Origin of the sequence: Streptomyces sp. Q6 (assembly GCF_036967205.1) — a bacterium.
Lineage (GTDB): Bacteria > Actinomycetota > Actinomycetes > Streptomycetales > Streptomycetaceae > Streptomyces > Streptomyces citrinus.
In genome coordinates this window covers 5,883,003-5,909,615 of sequence record NZ_CP146022.1, presented here as the reverse complement: position 1 = coordinate 5,909,615, position 26,613 = coordinate 5,883,003, and the positions used below count along the sequence as shown (strand labels likewise).

The following is a 26,613-nucleotide window of genomic DNA, read 5'->3' as shown; positions in this document are numbered from 1 at the left end:
TCGGCACCCGGGTCCCGCTCGCACCGTTCGCCGCGCTCCCGGGGAAAGGACGCGACGCCATGTCGGAAGCCGCAGCACGCCCTGTCGTCCCCGCCGCTGCCCCTCAGGCGGTGGAGGACCCCGAACTGCTCACCTCACTGGACCCGTTGCTGCGCGAATGGCTGCCGCGGCAGCGCTGGTTCGCCGGCAAGGGGCGCCCGGTCACCGGCTTCACCCTCGACTCCCTCACCCAACTCCGGCCGGGAGCCGCCCTGTTGCACCTCCTGGTGCGCGCCCATCAGCCACCGGCCGACGAGGGCCCCGGCGACTGCTACCAGCTCCTCATCGGCACCACCGACGCCCTCGCCCCGCACCTCGCCCCGACCGTGATCGGCCACATCACGCAGGGCCCCCTGGCCGGCCGCACCGCGTACGAGGCGCTCCAGGACCCGGGGCAGGCCGCCGTGCTCCTCGAACGCCTCCGCATACCCGGGGCGCTCGGCGCCCTCCGCTTCCACCGCGGCCCGCACGGCGAGGTGCCGCGCGGCCTGGTCCCGCGCCCCCTCCAGGCGGAACAGTCCAACTCCTCGGTCGTGTACGGGGACCAGCTGATCGCCAAGGTGTTCCGCCGGGTCCTGCCCGGCGTCAACCCCGACCTCGAACTCCCCCTCGCCCTGGCCCGCGAGGGCTGCCACCGCGTCCCCGCCCCCGTCGCCTGGTACGAGACGGGCGATGCCACGGCCCCCGGCGGCACGACCACCCTCGGCCTGCTCCAGCCCTACCTCAAGTCCGCCGCCGACGGTTGGGAACTGGCCCTCAAGCACCTCACCAACCAGCAGGAATTCATTCCCCTGGCACGCGAGTTGGGCCGCGCCACCGCCGAGGTGCACACCGCCCTCGCGCGCGCCCTGCCCACGGTCACGTACACCCGCGCCCACACCGAGCAGCTCGCCGAGGCCATGGCCCGGCGCCTGGAGACGACCGCCCATCAGGTCCCCGCGCTGCTCCCCTACGTCCCCGCCCTGACCACCGCCTTCGACGCCCTCGCCGACCTCGCCGCCGGGGGCCGCAACTGGAAGGCCCAGCGCGTCCACGGCGACCTGCACCTCGGGCAGTGCCTCTACGACCCGGCCGACGGCTGGCAGCTGATCGACTTCGAGGGCGAACCGTCCCGCCCGCTCGCCGAACGCCGCATGCCGCACCCGCCGCACCGCGACATCGCCGGCATGCTCCGCTCCTTCGACTACGCCGCCCGCTCGCACCGCCCCTGGAACCCGGCCTGGTCGGACGCCTGCCGTGCCGCCTACTGCACCGGCTACGCGGACGCCTCCGGCTGGGACCCCCGCACCGACCCGGTCCTCCTGCGCGCCTACGAGACGGACAAGGCGATCTACGAGGCCCTGTACGAGGCCCGCCACCGGCCTGACTGGCTCCCGGTGCCGATGGCGGCGCTGGAGAGGCTGGCGAAGGACGGATAGCGCACGACGTGCGCGCTGCAGGGGCGCGAGACCGCATCGAGGTACGGATCCGCCCGCGCCCCGCCACGACGAACCCCGCACGCGCCCACGCGACGACCACCCGGCAGACGCGAAGGCCACCCGAGGAGGCCCACCCCGTGACCCGCCGCCCGACCACCACCCCGACCGTCACCCCCGCCCCTGTCCCGGAGGCCGACCGCAACCGGCTGCTGGCGGCCACCCACCACGATCCGCACGGAGTGCTCGGCGCCCACCCGACCCACGGCGGGGTGGCCTTCCGCGCCTGGCGGCCCTACGTCAAGGGCGTCGCCGTCCGCACCCCGCAGGGCCTGCACGCCCACCTGCACGACGACGGGGACGGCTTCTTCTCCGCGCTGCTCCAGCTCCGCGAGGTCCCGGCCGAGTACAGCCTGGAGATCGCCTACGAGGACACGACCCAGACCGTCGCGGACGCGTACGCCCTGCTGCCCTCCCTCGGCGACCTCGACCTGCATCTGATCGGCGAGGGCCGGCACGAGCAGCTCTGGACGGCGCTGGGCGCCCGCCCCATGGAGCACCAGGGAGTCCGGGGCACCCGCTTCACCGTCTGGGCGCCGAACGCCCGCGGCGTCCGGGTCGTCGGCAGCTTCAACTTCTGGGACGGCGCGGCCCACAGCATGCGCTCGCTCGGCTCGACGGGGATCTGGGAACTGTTCGTGCCGGACATCGGCGAGGGCGAGCTGTACAAGTACGAGATCACCCGCCCGGACGGCAGCAAGACGATGCGCGCCGACCCGATGGCGACCCGTACGGAGACCCCTCCGGCGAACTCCTCGGTCATCCACACCAGCCGCCACGCCTGGGGGGATGCGGAGTGGCTCGCGCGGCGCGGGGACCGTCCCGCGCACCGGGCGCCGTTCTCCGTCTACGAGGTCCACCTCGCGTCCTGGCGCCCGGGACTGACCTACCGCCAGCTCGCCGAGCAACTCCCCGCCTACATCGCCGATCTGGGCTTCACCCATGTCGAGTTCCTGCCCGTCGCGGAACACCCCTTCGGCGGATCCTGGGGCTACCAGGTCACCGGCTTCTACGCCCCCACCGCCCGCCTGGGCACCCCCGACGACTTCAAACACCTCATCGACACCCTGCACCAAGCAGGCATCGGCGTCCTCATGGACTGGGTCCCGGCCCACTTCCCCCGCGACGACTGGGCACTGGCCGAATTCGACGGCAAACCCCTCTACGAACACGAGGACCCCCTGCGCTCGGCCCACCCCGACTGGGGCACCCTCGAATTCGACTACGGCCGCAAGGAAGTCCGCAACTTCCTCGTCGCCAACGCCCTCTACTGGTGCGAGGAGTTCCACATCGACGGCCTGCGCGTCGACGCCGTCGCCTCCATGCTCTACCTCGACTACTCCCGCGAGGAAGGACAGTGGACCCCCAACCAGCACGGCGGCCGCGAGAACCTCGACGCCGTCGACTTCCTCCAGGAAATGAACGCCACCCTCTACCGCCGCGTCCCCGGCGTCGTCACCATCGCCGAGGAATCCACCGCCTGGGACGGCGTCACCCGCGCCACCCACCACACCGGCCCCACGGGCTTCGGCGGCCTCGGCTTCGGCCTGAAATGGAACATGGGCTGGATGCACGACACCCTGGACTACGTCAGCCACGAACCCGTCCACCGCAAATACCACCACCACGAGATGACCTTCTCGATGGTCTACGCCTACAGCGAGAACTACGTCCTGCCCATCTCCCACGACGAAGTCGTCCACGGCAAACGCTCCCTCGTCTCCAAAATGCCCGGCGACTGGTGGCAGCAACGCGCCACCCACCGCGCCTACCTCGCCTACATGTGGGCCCACCCCGGCAAACAACTCCTGTTCATGGGACAGGAATTCGCCCAGGGCGCCGAATGGTCCGAAGCCCACGGCCCCGACTGGTGGCTCCTGGACCTCGCCTACAGCGCCGCACCCGACCACCGCGGCATCCGCGACCTCACCCGCGACCTCAACACCGTCTACCGCGACACCCCCGCCCTGTGGGAACAGGACACCGACCCGGCCGGCTTCACCTGGATCATCGGCGACGCCGTCGAAGACAACGTCTTCGCCTTCCTGCGCCACGCCACCGACGACACCCCCCTGCTCGCCGTCGCCAACTTCTCCCCCGTCGTCCGCCACGACTACCGTCTCGGCGTCCCCCCCACCGTCCCCGCCTGGCACGAAACCCTCAACACCGACCACACCCGCTACGGCGGCAGCGACATCACCAACCGCGACCCCGTCAAACCCGAAGACACCCCCTCCCACGGCCACCCCACCAGCATCCGACTGACACTCCCCCCACTGGCGACGGTCTGGCTCCGCCCGTAGAGCGCGGCAGGGGCGTGGGGCGCGACCAGCCGCAGTGCGGCCCGCGCCCCACGCCCCGCTGCGAACGATCAGTCAGCGACGGCGAACTGCCGGAGCGGCAGCGGCAGTTCCCCGGAATGCACGATCCCCAGGGACTGCGTCGCCCGAGTGAGCGCCACATACAGGTCGCTGACCCCGAACTCCCCGGGCTCGACCACGAGCACCGAGTCGAATTCGAGCCCCTTGGCCTGCCGCGGATCCAGCAGCACGACCGCCCGCGTCAGATCGGGTTCGGCCCCCGCCACCACCCCGTCCAGCTTCGGCGCCAGCGCACCGTGCAGCGCCCGCGGAGCGATGACGGCGAGCCGCCCCTCCTCGGGGGTCAGCTCGGCCACCGCCGCGGCGACGGCGCCCGGCAGGTCGACCGCGGCACGCGCCCAAGGACGGACGCCGGTCGAGCGGACGGACGACGGCGGCTCGAAGTCCGGGTGCTCCGCCCGGAGCACCGCCGCCGCGACGTCCATGATCTCGGACGGCGTCCGGTAGTTGACCCCGAGCCGCGTGTGCTCGAACCGGTCCTCCACGTACGGCGCGAGAATGCGCTCCCACGAGCCGACCCCGGCCTCCTCGGAGGTCTGGGCCGGGTCCCCGACCAGCGTCATGGACCGGGTCGGAGACCGCCGCATCAGCAGCCGCCACGCCATCGGCGACAGCTCCTGCGCCTCGTCGACGATGATGTGCCCGAACGCCCAGGTCCGGTCGGCGGCGGCCCGCTCCGCGGCGCTGCGGTGGTCCTCCTCCTCGTACCAGTCGGCGACCCGGTCCGCGTCCACGATGTCGTGCGCGGCGAGCACCTCCGACTCGTCCTCGTCCTCGAACTCGTACGTCTCCGAACCCTTCGACAGGTCCAGCACGCCCTGCGCGTAGGCGATCCGCTCCTGCCGCGCGGCCTCGGCCGCGGCCCGCTCGGCGCTGTCGTCGTGCCCGAGCAGCTCGGCGACCTCGTCGAGCAGCGGCACGTCCGCGGCCGTCCACTCCCCGGAGCCCTGCGCGCGACGGATGGCCCGCGCGTCCTCGTCCGGCACGTGGGTGGGTTCGGTCAGGTAGTCGGCGAGGAAGCCCTGCGGAGTGAGGGTCGGCCACAACTCCTCGATGGCGGCGTGGACTTCGCGGCTCGCGGCGACTCCCTTGCCGAGCTGGGCGAGGTCGTCGGGGCCGAGGAAGTTCGGGCCGCCGTACGGGTCGGCGCCCAGCCGCTCGGCGAGCTGCGCGGTGAGCGCGTCGAGCACCCGGAAGGCGAAGTGCGGGCGGGCCAGGTTGTGCGGCAGCTTGGTGTCGCGGGCCGCCTGCCGGGCCTCGTAGGCGATCTCCCAGTCGAGGATCAGGTCCCCGTCGTCGTGCGGGATCACCAACGGGGCGCCGGGCATGGGGATCTGCTGCCGGTCGGTGACGGCGAGCGCGAGGGCCTCGGCCATCGCCGCCGCCCCCTTCACGGCGGCCGCGCGCGGCGTGTCCGTGCCGGTGGCGTGCACGCCGGGGAAGAGCTCGCCGACGGTCGACAGGAGCACACCGGTCTCACCGAGCGCGGGGAGCACCTCGCTGATGTACTTCAGGAACGCCGGGTTGGGTCCGACGATGAGCACGGCCCGCTTGGCCAGCAGTTCCCGGTGCTCGTACAGCAGGAACGCGGCGCGGTGCAGCGCGACCGCCGTCTTGCCGGTGCCGGGGCCGCCCTCGACGACGAGCACGCCCTGGTGCGCGTGCCGGATGATGCGGTCCTGCTCGGCCTGGATGGTCTGCACGATGTCGCCCATGCGGCCGGTGCGGGCCGAGTTCAGGGCGGCGAGCAGCACGGCGTCACCGGTCGGGTCCTCGTACCCGGTGCGCTCCGCGTCGTCGAGATCGAGGATCTCGTCGTGCAGTTCGGTGACCGTGCGCCCGTCGAACGTGAGATGACGGCGCCGGCGCAGACCCATCGGCGTATGACCGGTCGCGAGATAGAAAGGCCGCGCCACCGGCGCACGCCAGTCGATCAACAGCGGCGTGCGCTCGGTGTCGTCGGCACGAATTCCGATACGGCCGATGTGGTGTGCGGTACCGCCCTTGAGGTCAATTCGCCCGAAACAGAGCGACCCCTCGACCGCATTCAGCGCGGCGAGCAGCCCGGACCGCTCCACGACCAGCAGGTCGCGCTCGAGGCGGGCCTGCTGACCGGTCCCGACCGGCGTGATCGCGGCCCGCACGGAGTCCGCGGCGATGCCACGCAGCTCGTCGACGCGGGCGTAGAGCCGGTCGATGAATTCCTGTTCCTTTTGCAGTTCTTTCTGCGGTGCGGCGGATTCCCGGCTTGACAAAACTGCTCCCTGCCCGGTACGGTGTGTTTAGTTGGCCCCCAGTGAGGGGCCTTTTCTGTGGGCACACAGAAACACCGAATATACCCCGGGCGGGGCAGAATTCCAACCGCCGGGAATTCGTTCTCCGTTCCTCAGACGGCCTCGGTCAATTCCTCCAGCAGTCGCCGCTTGGGCCGTGCGCCCACCCGCGACCAGACCGGCTCCCCGGCCTTGAAGACCATCAGCGTCGGCATGGACAGCACCCCGTACCTGGCGGCCGTCTCCGGGTTGGCGTCGACGTCGATCGCCACGACGTCGAGCCGCTCGCGCTCCTCCTCCGCGATCGACCTGAGCACGGGCGCCAGCTGCCTGCACGGCCCGCACCACGTTGCCGTGAACTCCACGAGCACGGGCTTTCCCGCTCGCAGCACCTGCTCCTCGAAGTCCGCGTCCGTCACGTCCCGCATGCCGATCACTCCTGTCGTCGTTCCAGTTCGCAGCGCGGCTCGGCGCCGTGCTGCGTCGCCAGCGCGTCCATGGCCTGTTCGGCGCGCGCCAACTGCGCCCCGACCTTCTCCCGTACGGCACTCAACTCGCCGATCAGCGCGTCGAGTTCGGCGAGCTTGTTGCGGTACACGGCGAGCGACGCCGGGCAGGAGTCGCCCTCCGGGTGCCCCGCGCGCAGACACTCGACGAACGGCCGGGTCTCCTCCAGCTCGAACCCGAAGTCCTGCAACGTGCGGATCTGCCGCAGCGCCCGCAGGTCGTCCTCGTCGTACGTCCGGTAGCCGTTGCCGCCGCGCCGCGCGGGCAGCAGCCCGCGCGACTCGTAGTACCTGAGCGTCCGCGTGGTCGTACCGGCGCGGTCCGCGAGCTCTCCGATGCGCATGCCTGAAACCGTAGACGTTGACCCTGACGTCAAGGCCAGCCGATGCGCGGACCGTCCCGGGAATACCGGGCGCCCGGCGCGTCTTGTTCCCGGTTGACCGGCACCCGCGCCGGTCGCTACCGGGGGAGGACCCAGTGACGACGACCGTCTCCGTCCGCTATGTCGGCGGACCCACATCCGTGATCGAGATCGGCGGGCTGCGACTGCTCACCGACCCGACGTTCGACGCCCCCGGCGAGTACGCGGTCGGTTCCCGGACGCTGGTCAAGACCGCCGGCCCGGCGCTGACGCCCGAGGAGCTCGGCGCGGCCGACGCCGTCCTGCTCTCGCACGACCAGCACCCGGACAACCTCGACACCTCGGGCCGCGCGCTCCTCGCCGGGGTCCCGCTGGTCCTGTCCACGCCCGCCGCCCGCGAGCGGATCGGCGAGACCGTGACCGCTCTGCCCACGTGGGAGCACGTGGACGTCGAGCGCCCCGGCGGCGGCGCCCTGCGCATCACGGGCGTGCCCGCGCTGCACGGCCCCGAGGGCAGCGAACCGGTGGTCGGCCAGGTCACCGGCTTCGTCCTGTCCGGCACGGGCCTCCCCACGGTCTACGTCTCCGGGGACAACGCCTCCCTGGACCGCGTCCGGGACATCGCCGACCGCTTCCCCGCGATCGATGTGGCGGTCCTCTTCGCGGGCGCCGCCCTCACGCCGCTCGTGCCCGGGGTCCCGCTGACGCTGACCAGCGAGCGGGCCGCCGAGGCCGCGCGGCTCCTCGGTGCCCGGCACGTCGTCCCGCTCCACTTCGAGCACTGGGGCCACTTCAGCCAGGACGGCTCCACGCTGACGACGGCGTTCGCCGAGGCCGGCCTGAGCGACCGCCTCCACCTCCTCAAGCCCGGCGAGGCGTTCACCGTCTGACGAGGGACCGTTCGCCGCGCTCGGCGGGGCACCCCGCGGGCGCGGCGCCGGCCTCACCCCGGTCAGGGCCAGTCGACCATCACGAGGAACACCACGTACGTGAGCACAACCGCGAACGGCGCCGCCAGCGCGAACCCGACCCGGCGCGCCGCGAACCGCTCCTCCCACGGCAGCAGCCACGCGGTCAGGAGGACGAGCACCGAAATGGTCAGACCCCACCCGAAGACCGTGAACGCCCGCGCGAAACTCGGGTCGAACGCGGCCAGTTGGGCGTCCGTGCACGAGTCGCACGCCATCCCCGACAGCCCCGCGAACAGGTACGCGAAGAACGCCACCGGCAGTGTGACCAGGGTCGACACGAGCGGCGCGATCCACTGGCGGCTGCGCGCAGGGGTACGTATGACGGGTTCGGCGGCGAGTTCGTGGGTCATGGCTCCATCCAAGTCCGGCCGCCACGACCACACCTGAGCCCAGGTACTCAGACGACGTACTCAGACGACGCCGTCAGGCCCCGGGACATGATCGTGGCAAGGCACAATGCCCCGATGACCGCACACCGACAGGCCGCCACGCCCACCGCCGCCGCGTCCGGCACCTGGCTCCTCGGCGACCTCCCCGTCCGCCGTATCGGATTCGGCGCGATGCGGCTGCCCGGCCGGATCGCCTTCGACAACGCCTCCGTCGCCGACCGCGCGCGGTCGATCCGCGTCCTGCGCCGCGCCGTCGAGCTGGGCGTGAACCACATCGACACCGCCGCCTTCTACTTCTCGGCCCTGCGCTCGGCCAACGAACTCATCAACACCGCGCTCGCCCCCTACCCGGACGACCTGGTCATCGCCACGAAGGTCGGCCCGCGCCGCGACCGCGCGGGCGCCTGGGCCACCTGGGCCCGCCCCGACGAGCTGCGCGGTGACGTCGAGGAGAACCTGCGCCAGCTCGGCCGCGACCATCTCGACGTCGTCAACTTCCGTATGAACGACCGCACTTCGACGGACCTCGCCGAGTACGTGGGCGCGCTCGCCGAGCTGCGCGACGCCGGCCTGATCCGCCATATCGGCGTCTCGGACGTGGACGCGGAGCGGCTCGCGGCGGCCCAGAAGGTGACGCCGATCGTCTGCGTCCAGAACCGCTTCGGCCTCGGCACCGTCCGCCCCGGCGACACCGAACTCCTGCGCTCCTGCGCCGACCAGGGCATCGCCTTCGTCCCGTTCTTCGCGATCGCGGGCCAGGGCGGCCACGCGGGCGCGACCGGCTCCACCGACTCCCCCGCCGTACGGGACATCGCCGCGGCGCACGCCGTCTCCCCCGCCCAGCTGCGGCTCGCCTGGACCCTCCACCAGGGCCCGAACGTGCTTGCCATCCCCGGCACCGGCGATCCCGACCATCTCGCGGAGAACGTGGCCGCGGGAGCCCTCCGCCTCACCCCCGACGAACTGACCGCCCTCGAACAGACCTGACCCGACCTGATCGGGCACAGGATGTCGGGCCCGCGCCGACGCCCGCTCCTAGCGTGGTGAGCACAGAAATCGGAAGGAGACCGGCGTGCTTGACCGGCTCAACGAGGCCATGGACCACATCGAGCACCGTCTCGACCAGCCGCTGGACGTGGCCGAACTCGCCCGGATCGCCACCACCTCGGAGTACCACCTGCGCCGGATGTTCTCCGCACTCGCGGGCATGCCGCTGTCGGAGTACGTCCGGCGCCGGCGGCTCACGGTCGCCGGCGCCGAGGTCCTCGCGGGCGAGGAGCCCCTGCTGACGGTCGCGCTGCGCTACGGGTACGGCTCGGGCGAGGCCTTCGCCCGCGCGTTCCGCACGCTGCACGGCGTCGGCCCCGGCGAGGCCCGCCGCACCGGCGCCGCCCTCGTCTCGCAGCCCCGGCTCTCCTTCCGCCTCACCGTAGAAGGGAGCAGCAGCATGCGATACCGGGTGGTGGAACGTCCCGCGTTCACCGTGGTCGGCCCCAGGGCGCGAGTCCCCCTGGTCCACCTCGGCCCGAACCAGGCGATCATCGACTTCGTCCGAGGTATCGACCGAGGCCTCCTGGACCGTCTGGAGAAACTCTCCGACGCCGAACCGCACGGCATCGTCGCGGTCTGCGACGACCTGGACCCCGGCCGCGCCGAGGGCACCGAACTCGACTACTACCAAGGGGTGATCACCTCGGCGCCCGCCCCCGAGGGCACCGCCGTCCTGCCCGTGCCGGCCGGCACCTGGGCCGTCTTCACGACATCGGGACCGGCCCCCGAGGCCCTCCAACGGCTGTGGAGCGACACGTACACGGAGTGGTTCCCCTCCAACCCGTACCGCACCCGACCCGGACCCGAGATCCTCCGGACCCGCATGTCCCCGGACGGCCGCGAGGCCGACGCGGAGCTGTGGCTGCCGGTGGAACGCGAACCCGCCGCCCCCTCGGGCAGGGCCTAGATCTCCGAAAGGACCACCTCGTCCGCGTCCAGGACGGCGACGGACCGCCCCGGCGCCGTCTGACCCGCCCAGTACAGGTTCGTGTGCGCGATGACCTGGGCGGGTGCGGGCGCCCCGTGCTCGCTGAGATCCTCCGTCGTGTGCGCGTCGCCGACGAGCGTCACGTCGTAGCCCCGCGCGAGCGCGCCGTGGAGCGTGGAGCGCACACAGAAGTCGGTCTGGGCGCCGGCCACCACGAGGCGGCCGACCCCGCGCTCCGCGAGCCGCTCCTCCAGATCGGTGTCCTCGAAGGAGTCCCGGTACGTCTTGTGCACCAGCGCCTCACCGTCCCGGGGCTCCCCCAGCTCCGGGACGTACCGCCAGGCGTCGCTGCCGAACTTCAGCCCGTCGTCGGAGTGCTGCACCCACACCACGGCCACACCCTCGGCTCTCGCCCGGTCCACCAGCGAGGCGATCCGGGCGATGACGGCGTCGCTGTCGATCGAGCACTCCATCACCCCGTTCTGCACATCGATCACGACGAGCGCGGAGTTGGGTCGGTCGGGCAAGGTCGTCATGGCAGCTCCCTGGGCAGAGGTACGGCGTCCGGCATCACGTCGGTCCCCCATCGGCCACCGACAACTCACACCCTAGAAGCCGCCACTGACAATCCCTGGCGTCGGCCTCAGACCCCGCTGTCCACGGGCTCCCGCTCCGCGGCACCGGCCTCCTCCGCCGACCCGGAACCGGCGCCGCGTCCCTTCCCGGGCAGCAGCACCCCCACCACCACCGTGCCGACGCCGAGGATCACGGCCCCGATCACGCTGGTGTGCGCGACGGCGTCCGAGAACGACGAGCCGACCGCGTCGACCATCGTCCGCGCCCCGTCGGCGAGTTGACCGGCCTGCGCCTTGAGCTGCGCCGCCTGCTGCGGGTCACTCGCACCGGCCGCCTGCTCGGCGACCTTGTGGGCCTGCTCCCCGATCCGCTGCGCGACCGCGTACCCGGCGCCCACCGAGTCCTGCGCCGTGGCCAGCGCGTCACCCGGCAGCTTCGTACCGGACGCGGCGTCGGACAGATGCGACGAGTACGAACCGGCGAGCACGGACCCGAGGATCGCGATGCCGAGCGAGCCACCGAGTTCCAGCGACGTGTCGTTGACCGCGCCGCCGACCCCGAGCTCCGACTCCGGGAAGGCGCCCATGATCGCGTCGGTGCAGGGCGAGAGGGCGAGACCGATGGCCAGACCCAGGATGACGAGGGGCAGCACGAAGTCCCCGTACGCCGATCCGGCGTCGACCCGGGTGAGCAGCGCGAGCGCCGCCGTACCACCGACCATGCCCGCCGTCACCGTGATCTTCATGCCGATCCGCGGCGTGAGGTACCCGGTGAGCGCCGAGCCGACGAACACCGCACCGGCCAGCGGCAGCATCCGTACGCCGGTCTCCCAGGCGTCGTAGCCGAGCACGAACTGCAAGTGCTGCGTCAGGTAGTAGAAGGCGCCGAAGACGGCGAGGAAGAAGAGCGCGACGGCCAGGTTCGACCCGGCGAACCGCCGGTCGGCGAACCGGCGCACGTCGAGCACCGGCCGCGGGTGCCGCAACTCCCACACCACGAACCCCACCAGCGCCAGACCGGCGACGACGGCCGCACTGATCGCCTTGACGCCCCACCCGAAGTGCGGCCCCTCGATGATCATGTAGACGAGCGCGCCGACCCACACGACGGACAACAGCCCGCCGACGTAGTCGATCCGTCCGTGCCGCGCGGCCTTCGACGGCGGTACGAGGACCAGCGCGCCGACGATCGCGACGGCGGCGACGGGCACGTTGATCAGGAAGGTGGACGCCCACCCGTGGCTGCGCAGCAGCGCTCCGGCCACCAACGGCCCGGCGGCGATGGCGAGTCCGGCCGTCGCGGTCCAGAGCACGATCGCCTTGGCCCGCTCGGCCCGCGGGAACGTCGCCGCGAGCAGCGAGAGCGTCGCCGGCATGATCATGGCGGCCCCGACACCCATCACGGCGCGCGCCGCGATGACCCCGCCGGAACTGTCGACGAGCGACCCCGAGATGGCGCCACCACCGAAGACGAGCAGCCCCAGGATCAGGGCGCCCCGCCGGCTGTACTTGTCGCCGATGGCACCCAGCAACAGCATCAGCGCGGCATACGGAACCGTGTAGCCGTCGATGACCCACTGGAGATCGGCGCTGGACAGCCCCAGATCCTGGGTCATGTCGGGCGCCGCGACCGTGAGCGCCGTATTGGCCATCACGATGATCAAAAGGCTCAGACAGAGCACGAGCAGCGCCCACCAGCGGCGGGCGTACGGCCGGTCCATCGTGTCGACCGGCTCGTTCATGACGAGGCGCATGGCGCGGAGACCCTCCAGAGAAGCAGAACAGGCCCAAGCCAGCACTTGCACAGGCTTGAGCAATTACACACTGCTGTGCAATCTACGTCGCTGCACAGCAGTGTGCAAATACGCACGCGGGAGGGGTACCCGGGTCTCGGGGTGTGACAATGTGCGGCGTGACTTCTGTACGGGCCGATGCCAACCGCCGCCGCATCCTCGACGTGGCACTCGCCGAGTTGCTGCGTGATCCCGAGGCGTCGATGGACCAGATCGCCCGCGCCGCGGGGGTGGTGCGCCGCACGGTGTACGGCCATTTCCCGAGCCGGGACGCGCTGGTCGGCGCCTTGGTCGACGACGCGGCGCAGGCGGTCGCCGAGGCGCATCGCGCCGGCCGCGAGGGGATCGCCGATCCGGCGGAGGCGGTGGCCCGCTCGATCCTGTCGGTCTGGCCGATCGCGGACCGCTACCGGCTTCTGGTGAATCTGGCCCAGCGCAGTGTCGCCATGGAGGGCATCAGACAGCGCCTCACGCCGGTCCGCCACGAGTGCGTCCGCCTGGTCCAGCAGGGCCTGGACAACGGCGAGTTCACGTCGCCACTCTCGGCGGAGGCTCTGGCGTACGTCCATGAACAGGTGCTGTTCGGCTTGATGGAGGCCGTCAACGACGGAGCCCTCCCGGCGGCGGACGCGGGTCGCGCGGCGGTCGTCACGGTGCTCGCTTCGGTCGGCTATCCGACGAAGGACGCGGAACGGCTGGCCGCAGAGTCGGTCTGAGCGAAAGCCTGAGCATAAAGAGAAAAACGCAAAGAGAAACAGACGTCAGTGCACCGCTCGCTTCCCTCTCTTCGCTTCCCTCTCTTGCCCCGGAACGCAGAAAAGCCCCGTGCCAGAGGCACGGGGCTTTTCCCTAAAACTTGTTCGGCGGCGTCCTACTCTCCCACAGGGTCCCCCCTGCAGTACCATCGGCGCTGTGAGGCTTAGCTTCCGGGTTCGGAATGTAACCGGGCGTTTCCCTCACGCTATGACCACCGAAACACTATGAAACTGTCAACCGGAGTCGTGGCCTATGACTACGACGGTTGTTCATGGTTTCAGAACCAACACAGTGGACGCGAGCAACTGAGGACAAGCCCTCGGCCTATTAGTACCAGTCACCTCCACCCGTTACCGGGCTTCCAGATCTGGCCTATCAACCCAGTCGTCTACTGGGAGCCTTAACCCCTCAAAGGGGGTGGGAGTCCTCATCTTGAAGCAGGCTTCCCGCTTAGATGCTTTCAGCGGTTATCCTTTCCGAACGTAGCCAACCAGCCATGCCCTTGGCAGGACAACTGGCACACCAGAGGTTCGTCCGTCCCGGTCCTCTCGTACTAGGGACAGCCCTTCTCAAGACTCCTGCGCGCGCAGCGGATAGGGACCGAACTGTCTCACGACGTTCTAAACCCAGCTCGCGTACCGCTTTAATGGGCGAACAGCCCAACCCTTGGGACCGACTCCAGCCCCAGGATGCGACGAGCCGACATCGAGGTGCCAAACCATCCCGTCGATATGGACTCTTGGGGAAGATCAGCCTGTTATCCCCGGGGTACCTTTTATCCGTTGAGCGACGGCGCTTCCACAAGCCACCGCCGGATCACTAGTCCCGACTTTCGTCCCTGCTCGACCCGTCGGTCTCACAGTCAAGCTCCCTTGTGCACTTACACTCAACACCTGATTACCAACCAGGCTGAGGGAACCTTTGGGCGCCTCCGTTACTCTTTGGGAGGCAACCGCCCCAGTTAAACTACCCATCAGACACTGTCCCTGATCCGGATCACGGACCCAGGTTAGACATCCAGCACGACCAGAGTGGTATTTCAACGACGACTCCCCAACCACTGGCGTGGCTGGTTCAAAGTCTCCCACCTATCCTACACAAGCCGAACCGAACACCAATATCAAACTGTAGTAAAGGTCCCGGGGTCTTTCCGTCCTGCTGCGCGAAACGAGCATCTTTACTCGTAGTGCAATTTCACCGGGCCTATGGTTGAGACAGTCGAGAAGTCGTTACGCCATTCGTGCAGGTCGGAACTTACCCGACAAGGAATTTCGCTACCTTAGGATGGTTATAGTTACCACCGCCGTTTACTGGCGCTTAAGTTCTCAGCTTCGCACACCCGAAAGTGCACTAACCGGTCCCCTTAACGTTCCAGCACCGGGCAGGCGTCAGTCCGTATACATCGCCTTACGGCTTCGCACGGACCTGTGTTTTTAGTAAACAGTCGCTTCTCGCTGGTCTCTGCGGCCACCCCCAGCTCATGGAGTAAATCCAATCACCAGTGATGGCCCCCCTTCTCCCGAAGTTACGGGGGCATTTTGCCGAGTTCCTTAACCATAGTTCACCCGAACGCCTCGGTATTCTCTACCTGACCACCTGAGTCGGTTTAGGGTACGGGCCGCCATGAAACTCGCTAGAGGCTTTTCTCGACAGCATAGGATCATCCACTTCACCACAATCGGCTCGGCATCAGGTCTCACCCTCATGTCATCCGGATTTACCTAGATAACGGGCTACACCCTTACCCCGGGACAACCACCGCCCGGGCTGGACTACCTTCCTGCGTCACCCCATCACTCACCTACTACCAACTTGGGCCGGCGGCTCCACCACTTTCCATTCCCCGAAGGGTCCGGAACGGCTTCACGGCCTTAGCATCACTGGATTCGATGTTTGACGCTTCACAGCGGGTACCGGAATATCAACCGGTTATCCATCGACTACGCCTGTCGGCCTCGCCTTAGGTCCCGACTTACCCTGGGCAGATCAGCTTGACCCAGGAACCCTTAGTCAATCGGCGCACACGTTTCTCACGTGTGTATCGCTACTCATGCCTGCATTCTCACTCGTGAACCGTCCACAACTCGCTTCCGCGGCTGCTTCACCCGGCACACGACGCTCCCCTACCCATCACGATCCCCGTTGGGGGTATATATCGCAATGACACGACTTCGGCGGTACGCTTGAGCCCCGCTACATTGTCGGCGCGGAATCACTAGACCAGTGAGCTATTACGCACTCTTTCAAGGGTGGCTGCTTCTAAGCCAACCTCCTGGTTGTCTCTGCGACTCCACATCCTTTCCCACTTAGCGTACGCTTAGGGGCCTTAGTCGATGCTCTGGGCTGTTTCCCTCTCGACCATGGAGCTTATCCCCCACAGTCTCACTGCCGTGCTCTCACTTACCGGCATTCGGAGTTTGGCTAAGGTCAGTAACCCGGTAGGGCCCATCGCCTATCCAGTGCTCTACCTCCGGCAAGAAACACACGACGCTGCACCTAAATGCATTTCGGGGAGAACCAGCTATCACGGAGTTTGATTGGCCTTTCACCCCTAACCACAGGTCATCCCCCAGGTTTTCAACCCTGGTGGGTTCGGTCCTCCACGAAGTCTTACCTCCGCTTCAACCTGCCCATGGCTAGATCACTCCGCTTCGGGTCTTGAGCGCGCTACTGAATCGCCCTATTCGGACTCGCTTTCGCTACGGCTTCCCCACACGGGTTAACCTCGCAACACACCGCAAACTCGCAGGCTCATTCTTCAAAAGGCACGCAGTCACGACGCAAGGAACAAGTTCCTTGCGCGACGCTCCCACGGCTTGTAGGCACACGGTTTCAGGTACTATTTCACTCCGCTCCCGCGGTACTTTTCACCATTCCCTCACGGTACTATCCGCTATCGGTCACCAGGGAATATTTAGGCTTAACGGGTGGTCCCGCCAGATTCACACGGGATTTCTCGGGCCCCGTGCTACTTGGGTGTCTCTTAAACGAGCCGCTGACGTTTCGACTACGGGGTCTTACCCTCTACGCCGGACCTTTCGCATGTCCTTCGTCTACATCAACGGTTTCTGACTCGTCTCACAGCCGGCAGACTGTGACAAAGAGATCCCACAACCCCCTGCATGCAACCCCTGCCGGGTCTCACACATACAAGGTTTGGCCTCATCCGGTTTCGCTCGCCACTACTCCCGGAATCACGGTTGTTTTCTCTTCCTGCGGGTACTGAGATGTTTCACTTCCCCGCGTTCCCTCCACATACCCTATGTGTTCAGGTATGGGTGACAGCCCATGACGACTGCCGGGTTTCCCCATTCGGAAACCCCCGGATCAAAGCCTGGTTGACGGCTCCCCGGGGACTATCGTGGCCTCCCACGTCCTTCATCGGTTCCTGGTGCCAAGGCATCCACCGTGCGCCCTTAAAAACTTGGCCACAGATGCTCGCGTCCACTGTGCAGTTCTCAAACAACGACCAACCACCCGTCACAACCCACCGAAGCAGATTTTTACCGGGGCCGGCATTGAGGTCGGGATCGAAATCCGTACCCTCAGATACCCAACAGCGTGCCCGACACCCTCGCCTGTCCTATTCGCTTTCCACGCCGAAGCAGTACTTGCGACCAGAGCAGGTCAAGTGTGCCGAATAATCAACGTTCCACCCATGAGCAACCACCGTCGAACATTTGCCGACGTAATGGCCCTGGACCACCAAGCAAGCTTGGCAGCCTAGATGCTCCTTAGAAAGGAGGTGATCCAGCCGCACCTTCCGGTACGGCTACCTTGTTACGACTTCGTCCCAATCGCCAGTCCCACCTTCGACAGCTCCCTCCCACAAGGGGTTGGGCCACCGGCTTCGGGTGTTACCGACTTTCGTGACGTGACGGGCGGTGTGTACAAGGCCCGGGAACGTATTCACCGCAGCAATGCTGATCTGCGATTACTAGCAACTCCAACTTCATGGGGTCGAGTTGCAGACCCCAATCCGAACTGAGACCGACTTTTGAGATTCGCTCCACCTTGCGGTATCGCAGCTCATTGTATCGGCCATTGTAGCACGTGTGCAGCCCAAGACATAAGGGGCATGATGACTTGACGTCGTCCCCACCTTCCTCCGAGTTGACCCCGGCGGTCTCCTGTGAGTCCCCATCACCCCGAAGGGCATGCTGGCAACACAGAACAAGGGTTGCGCTCGTTGCGGGACTTAACCCAACATCTCACGACACGAGCTGACGACAGCCATGCACCACCTGTACACCGACCACAAGGGGGGCACTATCTCTAATGCTTTCCGGTGTATGTCAAGCCTTGGTAAGGTTCTTCGCGTTGCGTCGAATTAAGCCACATGCTCCGCTGCTTGTGCGGGCCCCCGTCAATTCCTTTGAGTTTTAGCCTTGCGGCCGTACTCCCCAGGCGGGGAACTTAATGCGTTAGCTGCGGCACCGACGACGTGGAATGTCGCCAACACCTAGTTCCCACCGTTTACGGCGTGGACTACCAGGGTATCTAATCCTGTTCGCTCCCCACGCTTTCGCTCCTCAGCGTCAGTAATGGCCCAGAGATCCGCCTTCGCCACCGGTGTTCCTCCTGATATCTGCGCATTTCACCGCTACACCAGGAATTCCGATCTCCCCTACCACACTCTAGCCTGCCCGTATCGACTGCAGACCCGGGGTTAAGCCCCGGGCTTTCACAACCGACGTGACAAGCCGCCTACGAGCTCTTTACGCCCAATAATTCCGGACAACGCTTGCGCCCTACGTATTACCGCGGCTGCTGGCACGTAGTTAGCCGGCGCTTCTTCTGCAGGTACCGTCACTTTCGCTTCTTCCCTGCTGAAAGAGGTTTACAACCCGAAGGCCGTCATCCCTCACGCGGCGTCGCTGCATCAGGCTTTCGCCCATTGTGCAATATTCCCCACTGCTGCCTCCCGTAGGAGTCTGGGCCGTGTCTCAGTCCCAGTGTGGCCGGTCGCCCTCTCAGGCCGGCTACCCGTCGTCGCCTTGGTGAGCCACTACCTCACCAACAAGCTGATAGGCCGCGGGCTCATCCTTCACCGCCGGAGCTTTCAACCCCCCCCCATGCGAGGAGAGGTGGTATCCGGTATTAGACCCCGTTTCCAGGGCTTGTCCCAGAGTGAAGGGCAGATTGCCCACGTGTTACTCACCCGTTCGCCACTAATCCACCCCGAAGGGCTTCATCGTTCGACTTGCATGTGTTAAGCACGCCGCCAGCGTTCGTCCTGAGCCAGGATCAAACTCTCCGTGAATGTTTCCCCGTGATCGGGGTGACACCACGAGAGCGGAACAACCAGGAGGAATAATCCCGGTCGTTCACAGCGTCCTCGCTGTGCGCCTGCCAACCCACTAGAGGCCGACAGGACTTTTTCAAAGGAACCTCATCTTCGACCCGAAAGGGCCGGAGACGGGGTATCAACATATCTGGCGTTGATTTTTGGCACGCTGTTGAGTTCTCAAGGAACGGACGCTTCCTTTGTACTCACCCTCTCGGGCTTTCCTCCGGGCGCTTCCCTTCGGTCTTGCTGTCTTGCGTTTCCGACTCTATCAGATCTTTCCGATCTGATTTCCTCGGGGTCTTGCTGGTCCTGCTTTTCGCTTTCCGGCCTTTCGGCCTTCCTGCGGTGTCGACTCTATCAGATTCTTTCGGGCCTGATTCCCAGTCAACCGGGTTTGTCTTCGCGGCTGTTGGGCCGTTCCGACGTCCAGAACATTAGCGGATTCCCGCCCCCGTACCTAATCGGGGTCGAAATCGAATTCGGGCATGCCGAAAACAATCCCGAAAGGAGATCGTGCTGGTGTTTTGGGTGCCGCATCAGCGGCGGGAGGTGCCGTCCAGGCGCCTGGTGGAGCTCGTGGCTCCCGGACAACTCGCAGGACTCTACGCCACGTCCGGCGGTAGTACAAAAGCGGGGTCCGGTGCGACGCGTCGCACCGGACCCCGCCGCGCGGAGGTCACGCTCCGACCGGCTCCTTCTCCATGCCGGACCCGCCGTCACGGGCTGCGGGGACGTCCTTGGCGTCGTCGTCGCCCGTGTCGAGCAGCGTGCGCTCGTCGAAGGGCAGATCGCCGGCGAGGACGCGCCGTACGCGGTCGCGGTCCACCTCTCCGGTCCACGTACCGATGAGGAGGGTGGCCACGGCGTTGCCCGCGAAGTTCGTCAGGGCGCGGGCCTCGCTCATGAAGCGGTCGATGCCGATGATGAGGCCGACGCCGTCGACGAGACCGGGCCGGTGGGACTGGAGGCCGCTCGCGAGGACCGCGATGCCGGAGCCCGAGACGCCCGCCGCGCCCTTCGACGCGACCATCATGAAGAGGAGCAGACCGATCTGCTGGCCGATGCTCATCGGCTGGTCCATGGCGTCGGCGATGAACAGGGACGCCATGGTCAGGTAGATCATCGTGCCGTCGAGGTTGAAGGAGTACCCCGTCGGGACGGTGATGCCGACGACCGGGCGGCTCACACCCAGGTGCTCCATCTTCGCGATGAGCCGCGGCAGCGCCGACTCCGAGGACGACGTCGACAGAATGAGGAGGAACTCGCGGCCCAGGTACTTGAGGAGCGAGAAGATGTTGAAGCCGGTCGCCAGGCGCAGGATCGCCGCGAGGACGATGCCCACGAACAGGGCGCAGGTGACGTAGAAGCCGATCATGATGGTGGCCAGGGCCTTGAGGGCGTCCACGCCGGTTTCGCCGATGACGGCCGCCATCGCGCCGAACGCGCCGACCGGGGCGGCCCACATGATCATGCCGAGGACGCGGAAGACCAGCTTCTGGATGTGCTCGATGCCGCGCAGGACCGGTTCGCCGCCGCGGCCCATGGCCTGGAGCGCGAAGCCGACGAGCAGGGCGACCAGGAGGGTCTGGAGGACCTCGCCCTCCGTGAAGGCGGAGACGAGCGTCGTCGGGATGATGCCGAGGACGAAGTCGACCGGGCCCTCGGCGGCGTCCTTGGCCGCTGTCTGGCCGACGTCCTTCGTGGCCTCGGTGAGGTGCATGCCGGAGCCGGGGTCGAGGATGTTGCCGACGATCAGGCCGATGGCCAGGGCGACGACGGACATGCAGAGGAAGTAGGCGAGGGCGAGGCCGCCGACCTTGCCGATCTTGGCGGCCTTCCGGACCGAGCCGACGCCGAGGACGATCGTGCAGAAGATGATCGGCGAGATCATCATCTTGATCAGGTTCACGAAGCCCGTGCCGACGGGCTTGAGCTCCTTGGCGAAGTCGGGCCAGATGAAGCCGACGGCGATGCCGAGCACCACGGCCACGATCACGGCGATGTAGAGGTAGTGCGTGCGGTCCCGCCTGGCGGGTGGGGTCGTGGTTGCTTGCCCGGTCTCGGCCACGGTTTCTCCTGACGACGACGTCGGCGTACTGGAACGGTCGTGAAGGTTCACGTACGCACAGGCCGTGCGGCTCACGGTCTGCGGATCCCGGCGACTATCTCCCAGGCCGTGAGGGGCGTCACCCTTCCGTTCATTTAGTTCGCGCTGATACGAGCAGGTGGCGACGAGGCAGACTGGGCGCATGCGCCTCCCCCGTCCCCGCAGCCTGGCCGGCCAGCTGTTCGCGATGCAGGCCGTCCTGGTCGCGGTCGTGGTCGCGGGGTGCGCGCTGTTCACGTATCTCAGTGACCGGGGTCAGGCCGAGACGGCCGCGCGGCGGCAGGCGACGGCCGCGGCGCGGGCGGTGGCGGACTCCGCTTCGGTGCGGGAGGCGATCACCGGGGCGGGGGATCCGACCGCGCGGCTCCAGCCGTACGCGAGCGACGTGCAGCGGCACACCGGGGTCGACTTCGTGACGATCATGGACACGGACGGGATCCGCTGGACGCACCCGGACAGGGACCGGATAGGTGAGCGGTTCCTCGGGCACATCGGTCCCGCGCTGAAGGGGCGGACGTTCTCGGAGACGTACACGGGGACGCTCGGTCCCTCGGTGCGGGTCGTCACGCCGGTGTACGGGGGTGAGCACCGGGTCGTCGGTCTGGTGAGCGCCGGAATCACCATCGACGAGATCACCGCGCAGGCCCGCGGGCAGGTGCTCGCCGTGGCGGGGGTCGCGATCGCCGCGCTGGTGCTCGGCGGTATCGGCACGTACGTGATCAACGCCCGGCTGCGGCGGCACACGCACGGCATGAACGCGGCCGAGCTGAGCCGGATGCACGCCTATCACCAGGCCGCGCTGCACGCCGTGCGCGAAGGGCTCGTGATGCTCGACGCGCAGCGGCGGGTCGCTCTCATCAACGACGGGGCGCGCGAGCTGCTCGGCACGGGCGAGGAGGCCGTGGGGCGGGGCGTCGCCGAGCTGGGGCTGCCCGCGCCGCTGACGGGGGCGCTGCTCGCCGCCGAGCCGCGGGTCGACGAGGTGCATCTGACGGCCGACCGGGTCGTCGTCGTGAACACGTCGCCGGTGGCGAGCGGGGAGCGGCGGGGCACCGTCGTGACCCTGCGGGATCACACCGAACTCCAGTCGGTGATGGGCGAGTTGGACTCGGAGCGGGGGTTCACGCAGGCGCTCAGGTCGCAGGCGCACGAGGCCGCGAACCGGCTGCACACGGTGGTGTCGCTGATCGAGCTGGGGCGTGCGGACGACGCCGTCGAGTTCGCCACGGCGGAGCTGGAGCTGGCGCAGGCGCTGACCGATCAGGTGGTGGGCGCGGTGAGCGAGCCGGTGCTCGCCGCGCTGCTGCTGGGCAAGGCGGCGCAGGCCAACGAGCACGGGGTGGAGCTCGTCGTGTCCGGCGAGACCCGGATCGACGACGGGCTGCTGCCGCAGACGCTGCCCGCCCGCGACCTGGTCACGGTGCTCGGCAATCTCATCGACAACGCGGTCGACGCGGCGCAGGGTTCGCCGCGCGCCCGCGTCACCGTGACGGCCCGCGCGGACGCCGACGCTCTGCTGCTGCGGGTCACGGACACCGGTCCCGGGGTGGATCCGGAGCACGCCGACGCGGTGTTCGAGCGGGGCTGGTCGACGAAGCCGGCCGGGCCCGGCGGTCGTGGCCTCGGCCTGGCGCTCGTCCGGCAGGCGGCGGGGCGCGGCGGTGGGACGCTGGAGCTGGCCCAGGCGCCGGACGGCGGGGCGACGTTCACGGTGCGGCTGCCGCTGTCGGGTGCGGTGCCCGAACAGCGGACGGACTCGGTACGGGAGGCGCGCGCATGAGCGGCGACGGGGGCATCAGGGTCCTGGTGGTCGAGGACGATCCCGTGGCCGCGGACGCGCATGCCCTGTACGTGGACCGGGTCCCCGGTTTCCGTACGGTCGCCCGGGTGCACACGGCCGCCGAGGCGCGGCGGGCCCTGGAGCGCACGCCGGTGGACCTGATCCTGCTCGATCTGCATCTGCCCGACGGGCACGGGCTCGCGCTGGCGCGTTCGCTGCGCGCGGCGGGCCATCAGGCCGATGTGATCGCGGTGACCTCGGCCCGTGATCTGGCGGTGGTCCGCGAGGGGGTCTCGCTGGGCGTGGTGCAGTACGTCCTGAAGCCCTTCACGTTCGCCACGCTGCGCGACCGGCTGGTGCTGTACGCCGAGTACCGGATGTCGACCGGTGAGGCGACGGGGCAGGACGAGGTCGACCGGGCGCTGGCGCATCTGCGCTCGCCCGCGCCGGCCGCGCTGCCGAAGGGGCTGAGCGCGCCGACCCTGGAGCGGGTGACGCACACCGTGCGGGAGGCGGCGCCGGACGGGGTGACCGCCGCGTCGGCCGCGGAGACGGTCGGCATCTCGCGGATCACGGCCCGTCGCTATCTGGAGTACCTGGTCGACTCCGGTCGGGCCGTGCGCAGTCCGCAGTACGGGCAGGTGGGCCGCCCGGAGTTCGTCTACACCTGGAAGTAGCCCGCGGCCGGTCCTTGCGTGACGGCTGTGACCCCCTGGATAACAACGTTGTCACGGCATCGGTGGGGTCCCTTGCACACCCATTGACCCTGATCGGAACCGGACCGTACGTTCACGGGCAGCCCCGCGGACAACGAAGCCCGCGATGCTCCGTAGGAGGTCGTGCCCGTGCGCCCCACCGCCCCTCTCCTCGTCGCCACCGCCCTGCTCGCCGCCGGAACGCTGACCGCCTGTGGCGGGGACTCCGGAAGCGACTCGAACACGATCAAGGTCTCGTTCAAGCAGTCCACGGACAACCAGATCAAGGTCATGGACACGTATCTGGCCGCGATGAAGAAGCAGTTCGAGAAGGCCAACCCGGGCAAGAAGGTCGAGCTGGTCCCGATCAAGGCTCCGGACTCCGAGTACTACACGAAGCTCCAGCAGATGCTCCGCTCCCCCAAGACGGCGCCCGACCTGGTCTACGAGGACACGTTCCTCATCAACTCGGACATCACCAGCGGGTACTTGAGGCCGCTGGACACGTATCTCGACAAGTGGTCGGACTGGGACCAGTTCATCGACACGGCGAAGACGGCGGCGAAGGCGCAGGACGGCAAGACGTACGGCGTCCCGGACGGCACGGACACCCGCGGCCTCTGGTACGACAAGGCGATCCTCGCGACGGCCGGCATCGCGACGCCGTGGCAGCCCAAGACCTGGGACGAGGTCCTGGACGCGGCCCGCGCCATCAAGAAGAAGGTGCCGGGCGTGACCCCGCTGAACGTCTACAGCGGCAAGCCGAACGGCGAGGCCGCGACCATGCAGGGCTTCGAGATGCTGCTGTACGGGACCGAGGGCGCGGACAGCGCCGACCCGCTGTACGACAAGTCGAGCAACAAGTGGATCGCGGGGTCGAAGGCGTTCAAGGACAGCCTGGAGTTCGTGGAGACGGTGTTCAAGGAGAAGCTCGGGCCCGACGTGTCCGACGCCCTCGACCCGAACCTCGCCACGAGCGTGCGCGGTGAACTCCTGCCGGAGGGCAAGCTCGGCATCAACCTCGACGGGTCCTGGCTGCCGCAGGACTGGCTGAAGGGGTCCGGGCACGAGTGGCCCGAGTGGTCCGACAAGCTGGGTCTCGCGCACATGCCGACGCAACACGGCCAGGCGCCCGGAAAGGTCTCCATGTCCGGCGGCTGGACGTGGGCGATCCCGGCCAAGTCGGCCAACCCCGACCTGGCGTTCGACTTCGTCAAGACGATGCAGACGAAGGCGAACGCGCAGCGCTGGTACATCGCCAACTCCGGCATCGCGGTGCGCAAGGACGTCGCCGCCGACCCGGCGTACGTGAAGGCGCAGCCCGGCATCAAGTTCTTCACGGATCTGGTCGCGAGCACGCACTACCGCCCGGCGTATCCCGCGTATCCGAAGGTCTCGACGGCGATCCAGGAGGCGATGGAGTCGGTGACGACCGGTGACGCGTCGGTCGACGAGGCGGCGTCGACGTACGACGAGCAGCTGAAGACGGCGGCCGACGGCAAGGTCGTCAGCAAGCCGTGACCCGTGCCAGGACCGCGCTGCGCGCGCTGCCGGTCGCTCCGGCGACGATCCTCATGGTTCTGTTCCTCGCGGGCCCGATCGCGTACTGCGCCTACATCGCCTTCACCGATCTCCAGCTCACCGGCCAGGCGGAGTCGTCCTTCGTCGGGTTCGACAACTTCACGGCCGCGTTCAGGGACGACGCGTTCCTGAACGCGGTGCGGCTGACGCTCGTCTTCACGTTCCTGTCGTCGATCGTCGGCCAGAACACGCTGGGGCTCGCGCTCGCGGCGCTCATGCAGCGCGCCTCGAAACCGGTCAGGACCGTGACCGGCGCCGTCGTGGTGACGGCGTGGGTGCTGCCGGAGGTCGTCGCCGGGTTCCTCCTGTACGCGTTCTTCCGCCGCGAGGGGACCCTCAACGCCATCCTGGACTGGCTCCATCTCCCGTCCCAGAACTGGCTGTTCACGCTGCCGATCCTCGCGGTGTCGTTCGCGAACGTGTGGCGCGGCACCGCCTTCTCGATGCTCGTCTACTCGGCGGCGCTCTCCGAGATCCCGAAAGAGGTCACGGAGAGCGCCGAGGTCGACGGCGCGAACTCCTGGCAGCGCCTGTGGCACATCACGCTGCCGATGATCCGCCGCTCCATCGGCACGAACCTCATGCTGAACACGCTCCAGACGCTGTCCGTCTTCGGTCTGATCTGGGTGATGACCAGGGGCGGTCCCGGCAACCGGAGCCAGACGCTGCCGCTGTTCATGTACGAACAGGCCTTCCAGAAGAGCATGATCGGCTACGGCACGGCGGTCGCCCTGCTGCTCCTCGTGGTCGGTTCCCTGTTCTCGCTGGTCTACATGCGGCTGCTGCGTACGGAGGCTTGAGTGAAGACCCGTAACCGCAGGCGCCTCACGGCGGACGTGGCCCTGGTCCTGGTGGGGGCCGCGTTCGTCCTGCCGCTGGCCTGGGTGCTGCTCTCCTCGGTGGACGCCGACGCGAACCTGCGGGTGAAGCTGCCCGCGCATCCGACGCTGGACAACTTCGACGCGGTCCTGAAGCCCGACATCACGTTCACGCCGCTGCTCAACTCGCTGATCCTGTGCGGCGGAGCGACGCTGCTCACCGTGGTCTGCGCGGCGCTCGCCGCCTATCCGCTCTCGCGGTACCGCTCGCGCCTGAACACCCCGTTCCTCACGACGACGCTCTTCGCGACGTGTCTGCCGATCACGGCGGTGATGGTCCCGGTCTACGCGCTCTTCGTGCAGGTCAACCTGATCGACACGATGTCGGGCACGATCTACTTCTTCACCGCGTCCCAACTCCCGTTCGCCATCTGGCTGATGAAGAACTTCATGGACGGTGTCCCGAAGGAGCTGGAGGAGGCCGCCTGGACCGACGGCGCGAACACCTTCCAGTCGCTGATCCGGATCGTGCTGCCGCTGATGGGGCCGGGTGTCGCCGTCGTCACGGTGTTCTCCTTCACCATGATGTGGGGCAACTTCTTCGTCCCGTTCATGCTGCTGCTCTCGCCCGACCAGATGCCGGCGTCGGTCAGCATCAACGACTTCTTCGGCAACCGCGGGACGGTGGTCTACGGTCAGCTCGCCGCGTTCTCGATCCTGTACTCGACCCCGGTGATCCTGCTGTACGTGCTGGTCTCCCGGCGCTTCGGCGGCGGCTTCGCGCTCGGTGGCGCCATGAAGGGATGAGCGAGGGCGGGACCTGTACGTTCCTACGACATGTGAC

Annotated in this window: 18 protein-coding genes and 3 rRNA genes; 11 read left to right on the top strand and 10 right to left on the bottom strand. The window is 67.9% G+C overall.

Features of this window, described 5'->3' with window-relative positions:
- The first annotated feature begins 59 nt into the window (after positions 1 to 59).
- Together V2W30_RS27580 and glgB are read left to right on the top strand one after the other, a co-directional pair.
- Complete coding sequence (locus V2W30_RS27580; RefSeq protein ID WP_338700690.1) at positions 60 to 1,457, top strand: maltokinase N-terminal cap-like domain-containing protein; 1,398 nt, start codon at positions 60 to 62, stop codon at positions 1,455 to 1,457.
- 137 nt (positions 1,458 to 1,594) lie between these two features.
- Complete coding sequence (gene glgB / locus V2W30_RS27575) at positions 1,595 to 3,817, top strand: 1,4-alpha-glucan branching enzyme (protein WP_338700688.1); 2,223 nt, start codon at positions 1,595 to 1,597, stop codon at positions 3,815 to 3,817.
- A gap of 68 nt (positions 3,818 to 3,885) precedes the next feature.
- Here glgB and V2W30_RS27570 read toward each other — a convergent pair whose 3' ends face one another.
- From V2W30_RS27570 to V2W30_RS27560, 3 genes are all read right to left on the bottom strand, one after another.
- Positions 3,886 to 6,114 carry a HelD family protein gene (locus tag V2W30_RS27570; RefSeq protein ID WP_338703780.1) on the bottom strand — a complete coding sequence of 743 codons (2,229 nt, stop codon included), beginning with the start codon at positions 6,112 to 6,114 and terminating at the stop codon, positions 3,886 to 3,888.
- Between the two features lie 167 nt (positions 6,115 to 6,281).
- On the bottom strand, positions 6,282 to 6,596 hold the full coding sequence (gene trxA / locus V2W30_RS27565) for a thioredoxin (protein ID WP_338700686.1): 315 nt from the start codon (positions 6,594 to 6,596) through the stop codon (positions 6,282 to 6,284).
- 5 nt (positions 6,597 to 6,601) lie between these two features.
- Complete coding sequence (locus tag V2W30_RS27560; protein ID WP_338700685.1) at positions 6,602 to 7,018, bottom strand: MerR family transcriptional regulator; 417 nt, start codon at positions 7,016 to 7,018, stop codon at positions 6,602 to 6,604.
- A gap of 134 nt (positions 7,019 to 7,152) precedes the next feature.
- Between V2W30_RS27560 and V2W30_RS27555 the strand changes: the two genes are divergently transcribed.
- Entirely contained in the window at positions 7,153 to 7,926 is a 774-nt protein-coding gene (locus V2W30_RS27555; protein ID WP_338700684.1) for an MBL fold metallo-hydrolase, read from the top strand.
- A gap of 62 nt (positions 7,927 to 7,988) precedes the next feature.
- Here the strand turns inward: V2W30_RS27555 and V2W30_RS27550 are convergent, their stop codons facing one another.
- Entirely contained in the window at positions 7,989 to 8,357 is a 369-nt protein-coding gene (locus tag V2W30_RS27550; protein ID WP_338700683.1) for a hypothetical protein, read from the bottom strand.
- Between the two features lie 114 nt (positions 8,358 to 8,471).
- Between V2W30_RS27550 and V2W30_RS27545 the strand changes: the two genes are divergently transcribed.
- Together V2W30_RS27545 and V2W30_RS27540 are read left to right on the top strand one after the other, a co-directional pair.
- Positions 8,472 to 9,383: an aldo/keto reductase gene (locus V2W30_RS27545; protein WP_338700682.1), complete on the top strand. Its 912-nt coding sequence runs from the start codon at positions 8,472 to 8,474 to the stop codon at positions 9,381 to 9,383.
- Positions 9,384 to 9,468: 85 nt separating this feature from the next.
- Positions 9,469 to 10,353, top strand: coding sequence for an AraC family transcriptional regulator (locus V2W30_RS27540; RefSeq protein ID WP_338700681.1), 885 nt, complete (start codon positions 9,469 to 9,471; stop codon positions 10,351 to 10,353).
- Here the strand turns inward: V2W30_RS27540 and V2W30_RS27535 are convergent.
- Both V2W30_RS27535 and V2W30_RS27530 read right to left on the bottom strand, forming a co-directional pair.
- Entirely contained in the window at positions 10,350 to 10,910 is a 561-nt protein-coding gene (locus tag V2W30_RS27535; protein ID WP_338700680.1) for a cysteine hydrolase family protein, read from the bottom strand. The genes V2W30_RS27540 and V2W30_RS27535 overlap by 4 nt on opposite strands.
- Before the next feature lie 107 nt (positions 10,911 to 11,017).
- Positions 11,018 to 12,703: an MFS transporter gene (locus tag V2W30_RS27530; protein ID WP_338700679.1), complete on the bottom strand. Its 1,686-nt coding sequence runs from the start codon at positions 12,701 to 12,703 to the stop codon at positions 11,018 to 11,020.
- Positions 12,704 to 12,852: 149 nt separating this feature from the next.
- Here V2W30_RS27530 and V2W30_RS27525 point away from each other — a divergent pair, with 149 nt between their 5' ends.
- Positions 12,853 to 13,458, top strand: coding sequence for a TetR/AcrR family transcriptional regulator (locus V2W30_RS27525; RefSeq protein WP_338700678.1), 606 nt, complete (start codon positions 12,853 to 12,855; stop codon positions 13,456 to 13,458).
- Between the two features lie 142 nt (positions 13,459 to 13,600).
- Here V2W30_RS27525 and rrf read toward each other — a convergent pair.
- The 4 genes from rrf to V2W30_RS27505 all read right to left on the bottom strand — a co-directional run bounded on the left by rrf (position 13,601) and on the right by V2W30_RS27505 (position 20,856).
- Positions 13,601 to 13,717: ribosomal RNA gene (gene rrf / locus V2W30_RS27520) — 5S ribosomal RNA — on the bottom strand.
- 88 nt (positions 13,718 to 13,805) lie between these two features.
- Positions 13,806 to 16,928 (bottom strand): 23S ribosomal RNA (locus tag V2W30_RS27515).
- 308 nt (positions 16,929 to 17,236) lie between these two features.
- Positions 17,237 to 18,761 (bottom strand): 16S ribosomal RNA (locus tag V2W30_RS27510).
- Together the 16S, 23S and 5S rRNA genes form the textbook arrangement of a ribosomal RNA operon.
- Before the next feature lie 703 nt (positions 18,762 to 19,464).
- Positions 19,465 to 20,856, bottom strand: coding sequence for a cation:dicarboxylate symporter family transporter (locus V2W30_RS27505; protein ID WP_338700677.1), 1,392 nt, complete (start codon positions 20,854 to 20,856; stop codon positions 19,465 to 19,467).
- Positions 20,857 to 21,037: 181 nt separating this feature from the next.
- On the opposite strand from V2W30_RS27505, the gene V2W30_RS27500 reads away from it, so the two are divergent.
- The 5 genes from V2W30_RS27500 to V2W30_RS27480 all read left to right on the top strand — a co-directional run bounded on the left by V2W30_RS27500 (position 21,038) and on the right by V2W30_RS27480 (position 26,576).
- Complete coding sequence (locus tag V2W30_RS27500; RefSeq protein WP_338700676.1) at positions 21,038 to 22,675, top strand: sensor histidine kinase; 1,638 nt, start codon at positions 21,038 to 21,040, stop codon at positions 22,673 to 22,675.
- On the top strand, positions 22,672 to 23,352 hold the full coding sequence (locus V2W30_RS27495) for a response regulator (RefSeq protein ID WP_338700675.1): 681 nt from the start codon (positions 22,672 to 22,674) through the stop codon (positions 23,350 to 23,352). The genes V2W30_RS27500 and V2W30_RS27495 overlap by 4 nt, the downstream gene beginning before the upstream one ends.
- Positions 23,353 to 23,520: 168 nt before the next feature.
- Positions 23,521 to 24,891, top strand: a complete 1,371-nt coding sequence (locus V2W30_RS27490) for an extracellular solute-binding protein (protein WP_338700674.1) — start codon at positions 23,521 to 23,523, stop codon at positions 24,889 to 24,891.
- A gap of 53 nt (positions 24,892 to 24,944) precedes the next feature.
- On the top strand, positions 24,945 to 25,751 hold the full coding sequence (locus V2W30_RS27485; protein ID WP_338703779.1) for a sugar ABC transporter permease: 807 nt from the start codon (positions 24,945 to 24,947) through the stop codon (positions 25,749 to 25,751).
- Positions 25,752 to 26,576 (top strand): carbohydrate ABC transporter permease, encoded by an 825-nt coding sequence (locus V2W30_RS27480; protein ID WP_338700673.1) that lies wholly within the window; start codon positions 25,752 to 25,754, stop codon positions 26,574 to 26,576.
- Positions 26,577 to 26,613: the final 37 nt, after the last annotated feature.

Coding starts and splice junctions, on each gene's coding strand:
- V2W30_RS27550 (WP_338700683.1), bottom strand. CDS start 8,357: ATGACCCACGAACTCGCCGCCGAACCCGTCATACGTACCCCTGCGCGC.
- V2W30_RS27530 (WP_338700679.1), bottom strand. CDS start 12,703: ATGCGCCTCGTCATGAACGAGCCGGTCGACACGATGGACCGGCCGTAC.
- V2W30_RS27580 (WP_338700690.1), top strand. CDS start 60: ATGTCGGAAGCCGCAGCACGCCCTGTCGTCCCCGCCGCTGCCCCTCAG.
- V2W30_RS27485 (WP_338703779.1), top strand. CDS start 24,945: ATGGTTCTGTTCCTCGCGGGCCCGATCGCGTACTGCGCCTACATCGCC.
- V2W30_RS27500 (WP_338700676.1), top strand. CDS start 21,038: ATGCGCCTCCCCCGTCCCCGCAGCCTGGCCGGCCAGCTGTTCGCGATG.
- V2W30_RS27560 (WP_338700685.1), bottom strand. CDS start 7,018: ATGCGCATCGGAGAGCTCGCGGACCGCGCCGGTACGACCACGCGGACG.
- V2W30_RS27535 (WP_338700680.1), bottom strand. CDS start 10,910: ATGACGACCTTGCCCGACCGACCCAACTCCGCGCTCGTCGTGATCGAT.
- V2W30_RS27545 (WP_338700682.1), top strand. CDS start 8,472: ATGACCGCACACCGACAGGCCGCCACGCCCACCGCCGCCGCGTCCGGC.
- V2W30_RS27495 (WP_338700675.1), top strand. CDS start 22,672: ATGAGCGGCGACGGGGGCATCAGGGTCCTGGTGGTCGAGGACGATCCC.
- trxA (WP_338700686.1), bottom strand. CDS start 6,596: ATGCGGGACGTGACGGACGCGGACTTCGAGGAGCAGGTGCTGCGAGCG.
- V2W30_RS27525 (WP_338700678.1), top strand. CDS start 12,853: ATGTGCGGCGTGACTTCTGTACGGGCCGATGCCAACCGCCGCCGCATC.